Source organism: Microcoleus sp. (assembly GCF_049646505.1).
GTDB lineage: Bacteria > Cyanobacteriota > Cyanobacteriia > Cyanobacteriales > Microcoleaceae > Microcoleus.
Map to the genome: position 1 here is coordinate 1 of NZ_JBARVX010000114.1, position 10,173 is coordinate 10,173.

At 44.8% G+C, this 10,173-nt stretch carries 11 protein-coding genes; 6 read left to right on the forward strand and 5 right to left on the reverse strand.

What is annotated here, in order from left to right:
- Positions 1–232: 232 nt before the first annotated feature.
- Positions 233–721 carry a hypothetical protein gene (locus WBA89_RS06765; protein ID WP_424404983.1) on the forward strand — a complete coding sequence of 163 codons (489 nt, stop codon included), beginning with the start codon at positions 233–235 and terminating at the stop codon, positions 719–721.
- 142 nt (positions 722–863) lie between these two features.
- On the opposite strand, the gene WBA89_RS06770 is transcribed toward WBA89_RS06765, so the two are convergent.
- From WBA89_RS06770 to WBA89_RS06785, 4 genes are all read right to left on the reverse strand, one after another.
- Positions 864–1,082: a DUF86 domain-containing protein gene (locus WBA89_RS06770; protein WP_424404985.1), complete on the reverse strand. Its 219-nt coding sequence runs from the start codon at positions 1,080–1,082 to the stop codon at positions 864–866.
- Between the two features lie 116 nt (positions 1,083–1,198).
- Complete coding sequence (locus WBA89_RS06775; RefSeq protein ID WP_424404987.1) at positions 1,199–1,486, reverse strand: nucleotidyltransferase family protein; 288 nt, start codon at positions 1,484–1,486, stop codon at positions 1,199–1,201.
- Between the two features lie 288 nt (positions 1,487–1,774).
- The gene (locus tag WBA89_RS06780; protein ID WP_424404989.1) at positions 1,775–2,257 is read right to left on the reverse strand and encodes a transposase; all 483 of its coding nucleotides are present in this window, start codon (positions 2,255–2,257) and stop codon (positions 1,775–1,777) included.
- 119 nt (positions 2,258–2,376) lie between these two features.
- Positions 2,377–2,862 (reverse strand): GMC oxidoreductase, encoded by a 486-nt coding sequence (locus WBA89_RS06785; protein ID WP_424404991.1) that lies wholly within the window; start codon positions 2,860–2,862, stop codon positions 2,377–2,379.
- Between the two features lie 324 nt (positions 2,863–3,186).
- On the opposite strand from WBA89_RS06785, the gene WBA89_RS06790 reads away from it, so the two are divergent.
- The 3 genes from WBA89_RS06790 to WBA89_RS06800 all read left to right on the forward strand — a co-directional run bounded on the left by WBA89_RS06790 (position 3,187) and on the right by WBA89_RS06800 (position 6,555).
- Positions 3,187–4,530 carry a branched-chain amino acid ABC transporter substrate-binding protein gene (locus WBA89_RS06790; protein ID WP_424404993.1) on the forward strand — a complete coding sequence of 448 codons (1,344 nt, stop codon included), beginning with the start codon at positions 3,187–3,189 and terminating at the stop codon, positions 4,528–4,530.
- Between the two features lie 230 nt (positions 4,531–4,760).
- A complete protein-coding gene (locus tag WBA89_RS06795; protein ID WP_424404995.1) occupies positions 4,761–5,837 on the forward strand; it encodes a branched-chain amino acid ABC transporter permease in 1,077 nt (358 codons plus the stop codon).
- A 382-nt stretch (positions 5,838–6,219) separates the two neighbouring features.
- A complete protein-coding gene (locus tag WBA89_RS06800) occupies positions 6,220–6,555 on the forward strand; it encodes a XisI protein (RefSeq protein WP_424404997.1) in 336 nt (111 codons plus the stop codon).
- Positions 6,556–6,575: 20 nt separating this feature from the next.
- On the opposite strand, the gene WBA89_RS06805 is transcribed toward WBA89_RS06800, so the two are convergent.
- Positions 6,576–7,148, reverse strand: a complete 573-nt coding sequence (locus tag WBA89_RS06805; RefSeq protein WP_424404999.1) for a Uma2 family endonuclease — start codon at positions 7,146–7,148, stop codon at positions 6,576–6,578.
- A 545-nt stretch (positions 7,149–7,693) separates the two neighbouring features.
- Here WBA89_RS06805 and WBA89_RS06810 point away from each other — a divergent pair.
- Together WBA89_RS06810 and WBA89_RS06815 are read left to right on the forward strand one after the other, a co-directional pair.
- On the forward strand, positions 7,694–9,259 hold the full coding sequence (locus WBA89_RS06810) for an ABC transporter permease subunit (protein WP_424405001.1): 1,566 nt from the start codon (positions 7,694–7,696) through the stop codon (positions 9,257–9,259).
- Positions 9,260–9,278: 19 nt separating this feature from the next.
- Positions 9,279–10,118, forward strand: a complete 840-nt coding sequence (locus WBA89_RS06815) for a class I SAM-dependent methyltransferase (RefSeq protein WP_424405003.1) — start codon at positions 9,279–9,281, stop codon at positions 10,116–10,118.
- The last annotated feature ends 55 nt before the right edge of the window (positions 10,119–10,173 follow it).

Genomic DNA, 10,173 nt, shown 5'->3' on the forward strand with positions numbered 1-10,173 from the left:
CTTTTTGCAGGATAATTCGTATTCGATCGGAAGCGAGCTCCCCAATAACTCCTACACAAGTAGTTACTTTTGTCAACTTTATTGTTAGGAAAGATGTTTATAAAGCACAGCCGATGCTTTGGGGGGGGGTTCAGACTTCATCTGCAGCACATCTTTAGAAAAATGGTACAACCCTAAGAATCTAATTATTTATAATAGTCGATCTGGTTAAAAGGATGAGAGGGAAACTATTTTGAAACTCGCGGACTTGCCCCAAAATGTTCTTGATGATTTATGTCAAGACCAAAAGTGGCGTTTAGATATCGATCCAGGGTTTGACAGCAAACACGAATTTTGGATGGCGTGGCACCATTTTCTCAAGTTACCGGAGGAATCCTATTTTCCTCGCACCGAAGATAGTCTGGCAGATTTTCTCACAGTTGAAGGTTATAACTTACTGCTGCCAGTGCCGCGATCGCACCATGCCAGTATTCATCCCGTTCGATTGATTCCGAGTGGCGATCGACAGACACTCACCCTGTTGCTTCAGGACTCTTACCATCGCGATTGGTTCACAAAGCCCAGCGATGCCCGTTATGGATTTTTGGCAATCGCAGATCGCTATCAGAAGTTTGGTTGCGATTTCTATCTTGCCAGCTATTATCATTTCGCTTACCTCCTCGGAAAGGATTACGAAGTGGCTGTAACGATTCTTTCTCAAAAATTAGGTCAGCTACCGTAGTTGATGTCGGATTGAATGAGATCGATTAAGATTAGTTTGTAGTGAGGACTTTAGTCTTTCGATCCTGCGGACTTTAGTCCTCGCTACAAACCGGATCGATCGCCCTCAAGCGCTAAGCGGAGGGATTTGACCGGGCATCATATCAAGTATCATCAGGTAACGGTGGCAGTAATGCCTCTATTTGCACTAGCAAACTAGGCAAAATACTTGTAACAATATTCCAAATAACTTCCGAACTCACTTGGTCATAGCGATGAACCAAAATATTTCGTAAGTTAATCGCATTTCGCCAATCAATTTTGGGGTGGAACTGCTGAAAGTCGATCGAAACTCTCCGAGAGGCTTCGCCCAAAATCCCCAACTGCCGCTATACGGCACTTTGCATCAAAACACTTTCCAGGTAAGTGTCGCATGAAACATCAGCCGTAAACTCTTGAATCCGACGGATTGCTTGCGCCATGTCGAACAAGTGAAGCTCTATCCCGATCGCCCGCTTGCATAAATCACTTGATGCGTTTTCAAAATGTTCGATCGCCGATAGGGATTTTTTAACTGCTTTTTTTCCACCAAATCCACACAACGATGAAATAAATGCTCTATCTCTTCCTGCATACCCAATAAATGAGACAGCGTGAGGCGGTGGGATGGCTCGTAAGTAACTAATACATCCACATCACTATCAAGGCGAAAATCATCCCGCAGCACGCCCGCCAAACAGGGCAAACTCGACAATGTTCCAGCGCTGGCAAAATCGTGCGATCGCATCTAAAGAAACTTTTAGGCGATCGGTCACCACATATTCTAAATCTGATTGCAACTCAACCATCCGCGAGCTAACCTCCAATCTTGTAGCTAACCTCTTTTAATTTTAACATCCCAGGTCTGATTGACATTCTGATGCTAATGTTTGAAGTAATTTTTACTTCGGAAAGAGCTGGCATCATTGCCCGACATTTGGGACAAAACCAGCAAATTTTATGTTTGTGAATGTGCCGCAACAATGGCTCATAACAACAAGGACATTCCTGCATTCTCTTTTACCTATATAATTAATTAGGGAAAAACTATTTTAGGATCGGCCCTATGTCCTAAATAAAGATAGGCAGCCGATCGCAGTACAATTTCGGAATAGAGAATCTTTTGGATATCCAAACTCGGCGCACGTTTTGCAGTGAAGTTGTAAGCCACGATTTCCCCTTCCAAACTGAAGTCACTATCCGTCAAGTAATGGTCGCAATCGTGCATTCCCTGAAAAATAAACCCGTAAATGGGATTGGGATAAACCGAAGAATCGTAACTTTCAGCAGATACCCAAAGTTGCCCTTGTTCGATATCTGCAAACATTTTTTCTGCGTTTTCGTAACGCATATAATCTGAAAATTGTAGATTTAAAGGCAATTGCTGGAACTCACCCATTAGCCAATCACAGAGTTGGGCGATGGTTTGATCTGAAATTTCGGCTGGCTTACTTTCCAGATAGAGTTTGGCGAGAGTTTCTACTTTTAATGCGGTTAAGTTTGCTTTGGTGAGAGTCATATCGCTACCCTCCTAACCTTGAACTACCTTTATTCTGACAGTTTTTATCAACAACTGCTATGAGCTAGCTCATAGTTGAAAAAAAATAGTCAAGGCTATTTAATCGATCGCACTTCCTGTTAATTTTCCATTGCTAAATGTACTTGCTGTGAAACGCAAGCTGTGGCTTTAATTAAATCGGCTGCTTTTTCGCCGATCGCAATTATCGGCCCATTCGTATTTCCTGTGGTGATTGTTGGCATGATTGACGCATCTACCACACGCAATCTCTCAACTCCATGTACCCGTAATTCGGGGTCTACAACCGCCATTGAGTCGGTTCCCATCTTGCAGGTGCCGACAGGATGAAACACCGTACTGCACGTTTCCCGGATGTAGGCTTCGAGAGCTTCATCGCTGTTAACACCGGCACCGGGAGCGACTTCATCACCCCGAAACTCATCAAAGGCACTTGTCTGAAACACTTTGCGGAGTAATTTAATTCCTGCAATGACTTTTTGCAGATCAGATTCACTTTGGAGATAGTCAGAGCGAACGCATCTAAATATACTCACCGCTGATGAACAGTGTTCAATAAGATGCGCTCCCCCTGCTGGGCCAAGCATACCCAGGCGAATAAGTTATTTTTAAAATCTAAATTTTGGAGGTCGCCGACATTGACGTAGTGACAAAATGCAGATGGCGCAAGTAATATTATGTCAAGTATTTAGTGATGATGCTATTTCTATCGTTGCAGTTCAAGCATTGTCAATAAATACTCAAAAATCTTAGCACGTAATTGAATCAGATATGACCCAATTCCCGACCTTCTTGTGACAGCAGTGTATCTTTGAGAGTTTACACAAATTTTTAAAACTTGTGCTAACTCTTGACTTACAGACTTACAGAGTGAAAATATGCTAAGACGCAAGCAACAAACAAACCAACCTATGACCTTTTCCCAGAAATCAGGCGGCAAAAGTGCCACACCCTCAACAACCCACACAACTCAGAATCCGGGCGCGGCCCGATTGCGGACAATACTCCTCGCCGCCGGCATAGCCTCTCTGTGCGCTAGCTGCCAAAATCCTCAAGCACCCACCGCCACTGGAAGCAGTCCCGGAGCCTCTCCCGTCGCAGTCAGCGCCCCCGGAGACGCAAATACTGTCAAAATTGTCTCCATGCTCCCCATGACAGGCAGCGCCTTGGGTCAATCTCAAACAATGGTCAACGGCATCAAACAAGCACTAGCCGAAACCGACTCCAAAGCTTGCGACGGCAAAATCAAAATCGAATACGAAGTGCTCGATGACGCCACCGCCGCCGCCGGCAAATGGGACCCGGCACAGGTAACGTCCAACTCTAACAAAATAGTCGCTGACGGTTCAGTAGTTGCCGCTATCGGTCACTACAACTCCGGTGCTGCTAAACTTTCCATTCCCGTGCTCAACCAAGCTAACGTCGTGATGATCAGTCCGGCAAACACCTATCCGGGACTGACTAAACCTGGAACGGGCGAGCCCAAAGAACCTAACGTTTATTATCCTTCAGGCACTCGCAATTTCACCCGCGTTGTCCCTGCTGATGACCTTCAAGGGGCTGTCGCTGGGAACTGGGCAAAATCTTTAGGAGTGCAAAAAGTCTTCATTCTCGACGATCAAGAACTCTACGGCAAAGGCATCGCTGACGTTTTTGAAGCAACGGCTAAAAAGTTGGGAATTCAAGTCCTGGGCCGGGAGGGAATTGATATTAAAGCTAGCGACTACAAGGCGTTAATGAATAAAATCAAAGCTTTAAATCCAGACATGATTTACTTCGGCGGCACTACTCAGAGCAACGCCGGACAAATAATTAAAGACATGAGAAATGTCGGGATGGCGGCTGATGCAGTTAAGTTTATGGGGCCTGACGGAATTAAAGACCAAGCTTTAGTTGATGCCGGAGGCAAAGATGCCGAGGGTGTTTATGCTACTTTTGGCGGCTTGCCTCCTAAAGAATTGACTGGTGAGGGCGCTAAGTGGTACGAAAGTTACAAGGCAAAATATAATGCTGAACCGGAAGCTTATGCAGCTTATGCCTATGAAGCTGCTAAAGTGGCGATCGGCGCAATTAACAAAGTCTGCAAAAATGACCGGGCTGCGATCCGCGATGCTGTCTTGGCAACTAAGGATTTTAACGGGGTACTCGGCACTTGGAGTTTTGACGCTAACGGTGACACGAGTTTGACTACAATGTCAGGAAATGTTGTTAAAGATGGCAAGTGGGAGTTTGTCAGCGCCCTCAAAACGGAATAATTAGTCAGTTGACTGTTGACTGTTGACTGTTGACTGTTGACTGTTGACTGTTTAACTGGTTCCCAGGCTCTGCCTGGGAACTGATATCTAGAGGCTCTGCCTCACTTTTATAGCAGAAAAATTGCCTCGATTTTCTAGTATCAAAAATTGGAGGTAGAGCCTCCGAATCCGCGTTTCTCTGCCTAGAAACGAGTAGAATGAACGATCTTAATGCCCAATTACGAATAATTATGAAAAACTGGAAAAGTATTCTCTTATATCTAGGTGTAGCTTATATAGTTTTGTTGTTAGGACCGATCGCCGGATTTGACTTGCCCAAAATTATTGGGGAAATAGCCAGCAGCCCTGAAGTTTTGATTCAACAATTATTAGTTGGTTTGGTCAACGGGGCGCTGATTGCAATTATTGCTTTGGGTTATACGATGGTTTACGGCATTATTGAATTAATCAATTTTGCTCACGGCGATTTGTATATGTTGGGTGCTTTTGCTGCCCTCACTGTGTTCGGGGCTTTTGGCATTGAAGACGGCGCACCTTTAGCTGTTGCTATACCGGTGATGTTAGTTGCTTTAATTGTATGTTCGGCGTTTTGTGCTGGGCTGAATATTGTTGTGGAAAAGTACGCTTATCGGCCTTTGAGGAATGCTCCGCGTTTGGCTCCTTTAATTTCGGCGATCGGGGTTTCGTTTATTTTCCAAAATATGGGATTATTTTGGGGAGGATTGAAAGCTTTTATTCCGGTTATGGGTTCTAATTCTGCTGCTCCGAAAAGCTTTCCCGATTTGTTACCCAGAGTTGATATTCTCAAAGCTTTGGGAATTGAAACCAGTATTGTGTTTACAACTAAGGATTTAATTGTGTTGGTGGTGGCGGTTGTATTGATGGTTTTGCTTCATGTGTTCGTGCAGTACACTCGTCTGGGAAAGGCGATGCGGGCAACTGCTCAAAGCCGCGATGCTGCTAAGATTATGGGAATTAATGTGGATCAGATTATTGCTCTGACTTTTTTGATCGGGGGAGCTTTGGCTGGTTCTGCGGGAATTTTGGTTGGTTTGTACAATAATACTATTGTTTTTACGATGGGTTTTACGGCGGGTTTGAGGGCTTTTACGGCTGCGGTTTTGGGTGGAATTGGCAATATTGTGGGGGCGATGTTAGGAGGGGTTTTGATTGGGGTGCTTTCGTCTTTGAGCGATCAGTATTTGTCGAGCCGCTGGACTAATGCTTGGGTGTTTGGGGTTTTGGTGGTGATTTTGGCTTTTCGGCCTGGGGGTTTGTTGGGCGAGAATGTTCAGGAGAAGGTTTGAAGGTGCAGGGTTGAAATAATGGCAAAAGATACTTTAACTGGTTTGAATTGGTTCCTAGGCTCTGCCTGGGAACCGATATCACTCTTGCTCTGCCTCGCTTGGTAAAATTGGAGGCAGAGCCTCCGGATCTGCATTACCAGGCAGAGCCTGGTAACGAGTAGAAGACATTGAATTGGTTCCTAGGCTCTGCCTGGGAACCGATATCACTCTTGCTCTGCCTCGCTTGGTAAAATTGGAGGCAGAGCCTCCGGATCTGCATTACCAGGCAGAGCCTGGTAACGAGTAGTTCTACTTTTTTTGCGGAGGAAATCGTGCAAGTTGTTCTCGAAGATAGGGGGATAAAACTCATTGTGGTAGATCCAGTTAAGGAGGTTATTACAAAATGGATAAACTAGACGAATACCGGGACTTAATCTATCAAATATTGTCTTACTATGCTAATTTGCCGTACAGATACGGCGACATTAGTAGCTATGTGATTGTCAGCCAAGACCGCAATCATTTTATGTTGATGCACGAAGGTTGGCAAGACCGCAAACGCATTCATGGTGCGGTAGTTCACGTTGAAATTCGGAACGGCAAACTGTGGATTCATTATGACGGTATTGAAGATGGCATTACCGATGAATTACTGGAGGGTGGGGTTCCTGAAAACTGCATTGTTTTGGCATTTCATTCGCCGGAAGTACGCAAACATACCGGATTTGCGATCGCCTAAAAAGTGCGATCGCGATCGCCTTAAATATTCCCAGGTTTGAGCCAGCCAAAAACTTCGCCTAAAGTCAACTGCATTTCCCCCATAAATTCGGGAACCGGTAGTATATCTGTCGGTTCTTGCAATGAAATCGGCTGCTGTCTTGCGGGATAGGCTAAAATGTTTTTTTCATCGGGATCGAGCAACCAACCCATCTGACAACCGGCATTCAAACAGTGCAAAATATTGTGGGTGACTTTGGTTTGGCTTTGTCCGGGGGACAAAATTTCGATTGTCCAGTCTGGGTGAGCATTAAATGTATTGGCAATTTCGCCGTCAGCGTCTAGGGGAATACGATTCCAAACAAAAATTGCGACATCGGGAACAATAGAACGTCCGCCAAAGGTGCAGCGAAGTTCTGGTAGGGCGATCGCAATTTGCGGTTTCTCTGCGATGTCGTTGGCGACTGTGACGAGTCTGGCTTGTAGTTTGCTGTGTTTTCCTTTTGGCATAGGTTTTTCTAAAATGGCACCGTTGATGTATTCGCTAGCGGGTTTGGTTTCTGGCAGTTGCAAAAACTCGTCCAGGGTGATAGTTTTTTGAGGAGCTTGTACCATATTGCGATCGCCCGTTTGAAGTGTGTTTGGGTAACAATTCCAGTATATTTGAACTCTTGCAAAAATCCAAAGCACCCCACCCCAACCCTCCCCTCCCGCGGGGAGGGAGCAAGATTATTCTTGTTTCTCCCCTTAATAAGGGGGGACTAAGGGGGGTAAATTTGACTTTTGCAAGAGGTCTATTTGAATTTTCGTCGCTTTTGGTGCAACAATCGAACTCAAAAGACTTTAAACTGTAGCTAGCCTGATGACAGTTTCCACGACAAGCACTCGATCGCATTGATTGAGGCAGAAGTTGGCACTGCCCGCGTCAGTCGCATCTATAACTGCGATTCCTAGCATTCTTCGATCTAACTGCTGACTAATGACTAATGACTAATGACTAATGACTAATGACCACTGACTAATGACTAATGACCACTGACTCCTGACTACTGACTACTGACTACTGACTACTGACTAATGACTACTGACTAATGACTAATAACTAATGACTAATGACTAATGACTAATGACCACTGACTAATGACTAATGACTTCTTTTTATGTCAAATAAAATAATCAAAGCAATTAAATCGACTGGTATTTTAGGAGCGATCGCCTTTTTGACTGTTGTGTTATTCGGCGGTTGGAGCGGAACTGTCATCGGCTGGCTGATGGGCACGGCTGCGGGCTTCATTGCCGGTCGGGAACAGAAGGTTGACAATCCGAAAATGGGTGCAACAATTGGCTGTTTGGCGGGTTTGGGATTGGGCGTTTGGCTGTTAGTTGCTAGCGTCCTCGAAGGAGTTGTAGTTAGACCTTTTTCTGGTCAATCTGCTGTGGATTTACCTACTACTTTGCTGTACGGAATTTGCAGTTTGGCGATCGCAATTTTGACAGCTTCGTTAATGGGTGCTTTGCAGGGTTTACCGCCGCAACGCCAACGGCTGGCGACTCTGGTAACATTAGCTTTTATCCTAATTCTGTTTCCGTTTATCGACCTCGAAGCTCAAACCGGCTGGATTGCTACTGTAGTACAGATTCAAATCTTTATTATGTTAGCGCTGGGTTTGAATATTACTGTGGGTTTTGCGGGGTTGTTGGATTTGGGATATGCGGCGTTTTTTGCGATCGGCGCTTACACGACAGCTTTGCTATCTTCCGGGCAGATAAATATTGCTTGGAATTTTTGGGTGGTATTGCCGATCGCCGCCGGTGTAGCTGGCATTGCGGGCGTTATCCTGGGTATTCCCACCCTGCGGCTTAAGGGCGATTATTTGGCAATTGTTACCCTCGGTTTTGGCGAAATTATCCCGGTGGTGTTTCGGAATTTAACCGACATTCGGATCGACGAACCAATCTCGAAGATTGTAGCTTTAATTTTGGGCAAGCCGGAATTGGTGCTGTGTCTGGTTGGGTGCGATCGACCTTTTAACCTCACCGGCGGCGAAGCGGGAATTAACCCGATCGCGCGTCCATCTCTCCCCATCATCGGCACATTCAGCACCGGCAACTACTTTCCCTGGTACTACCTAATTTTACTGCTCGTCGTCTTCGCTTACTTCATGATTTCGCGGCTGCGAGATTCCCGCTTGGGACGGGCCTGGAATGCCATGCGCGAAGATGAATTAGCGGCAAGCGCAATGGGCATTAACCTGGTCAAAACCAAACTTTCGGCTTTTGCAATGGGAGCGACATTTTCGGGGTTTGCAGGCGCATTTTACGCTGCCTATATCAGCGCGGTTTTTCCCAGCGTCTTCGATTTTTCAGTCTCGGTGATTATCCTGTGCATGGTGATTTTAGGCGGTTTGGGCAACATGACCGGGGTGATTTTAGGCGCTATCATTATCATGTCTGCCGATCGGCTTTATCTGCCCCAACTCGCCCAAGTCCTCAAAGGTTTCCTGAATACTTTTGTACTTCCCAGAGTTGCAATTCCCCAGTTGCGAGACTTTCTCGCCACCAGTTTAGATCCGATTCAAATGCGTTTATTTCTATTTGGTTTAACTCTCGTTGTAATGATGATCGTGCGGCCAGAAGGACTGATTCCCGATAAAATCCGCCAAGCAGAACTGCACTCAGATAGTGAAGCCAGCAATGAGTCTTTAGCAGATGCCAGAAGCCAATAGTCAAAGGGAAAAACTAGCCGTGAACAATGTAACTGGTACTGCTTTTATCGTTGCCGAATTTCGAGCGGAAGAAAATCAAGAAACAATTCCTCTTTACACTGATAATGTAGTAAAAATATGGCTGAATGAGGAAACAAAAAAAATAGCAGATCAAATATCTCAAAACTCTCCCCCCGCTAAAGAAATGATTAAGTTGCGGACTAAGTATTTTGATGACGTTTTGTCAAATCAAATTTTAGGAGGTTGCAAGCAAGTAGTTATTTTAGGTTCTGGTTTAGACACTCGCGCTGCCAGAATAAATGGAGAAAAAGTCACTTATTTTGAAATAGACGATCGCGCTACACTGCAATTAAAAGAAGAAACCCTCAAAGCTAACAAAGTCACAGCAAATGTTCGCTACATTCCCGGAGATTACATCAAAGATGGTTTAATAGCTTTACTGAAACAAAGTGAATTTGACTTCGAGCGGCCGACATATTTTTTGTGGGAAGGCAACACAACCTTGCTTGCCAAAAAAGATGCAATATTTGTGTTAGAACAAATTCGCGACAATGTGAAGAGTTTTCGATTGTCCTTTGATTATATGTCAGAGCGGGTGATTTTGAGAACCACGGGGTACCAAGATATCAATGATTACATAGATAAATACGAAAGTATGTATGCACCGTGGATTACTGGTTTTGATAATATCGAAACTTTGGCTGAGGATGTCAATCTCAAAGTTATTGAGAACTTTTCGACTGCTGATTTGCACGCACAATATCGCCCTCGACGTTCGCTGGAATCTAATCTTTTTAAGTTCTATTTTGTTTGTACGTTAGAGAATATGTCCGACAATAGACTTGAATTGCAAAAATAGCGAGGACGGGCTAGAAGCCCATCCCACAAAAATCTTTTTTTATTGTGGGATGGGC

Bases quoted from the DNA above. Each gene is read 5' to 3' on its own strand.
- WBA89_RS06775 (WP_424404987.1), bottom strand. From the start codon at position 1,486: ATGCGATCGCACGATTTTGCCAGCGCTGGAACATTGTCGAGTTTGCCC.
- WBA89_RS06780 (WP_424404989.1), bottom strand. From the start codon at position 2,257: ATGACTCTCACCAAAGCAAACTTAACCGCATTAAAAGTAGAAACTCTC.
- WBA89_RS06785 (WP_424404991.1), bottom strand. From the start codon at position 2,862: ATGCTTGGCCCAGCAGGGGGAGCGCATCTTATTGAACACTGTTCATCA.
- WBA89_RS06790 (WP_424404993.1), top strand. From the start codon at position 3,187: ATGACCTTTTCCCAGAAATCAGGCGGCAAAAGTGCCACACCCTCAACA.
- WBA89_RS06795 (WP_424404995.1), top strand. From the start codon at position 4,761: ATGAAAAACTGGAAAAGTATTCTCTTATATCTAGGTGTAGCTTATATA.
- WBA89_RS06800 (WP_424404997.1), top strand. From the start codon at position 6,220: ATGGATAAACTAGACGAATACCGGGACTTAATCTATCAAATATTGTCT.
- WBA89_RS06805 (WP_424404999.1), bottom strand. From the start codon at position 7,148: ATGGTACAAGCTCCTCAAAAAACTATCACCCTGGACGAGTTTTTGCAA.
- WBA89_RS06810 (WP_424405001.1), top strand. From the start codon at position 7,694: ATGTCAAATAAAATAATCAAAGCAATTAAATCGACTGGTATTTTAGGA.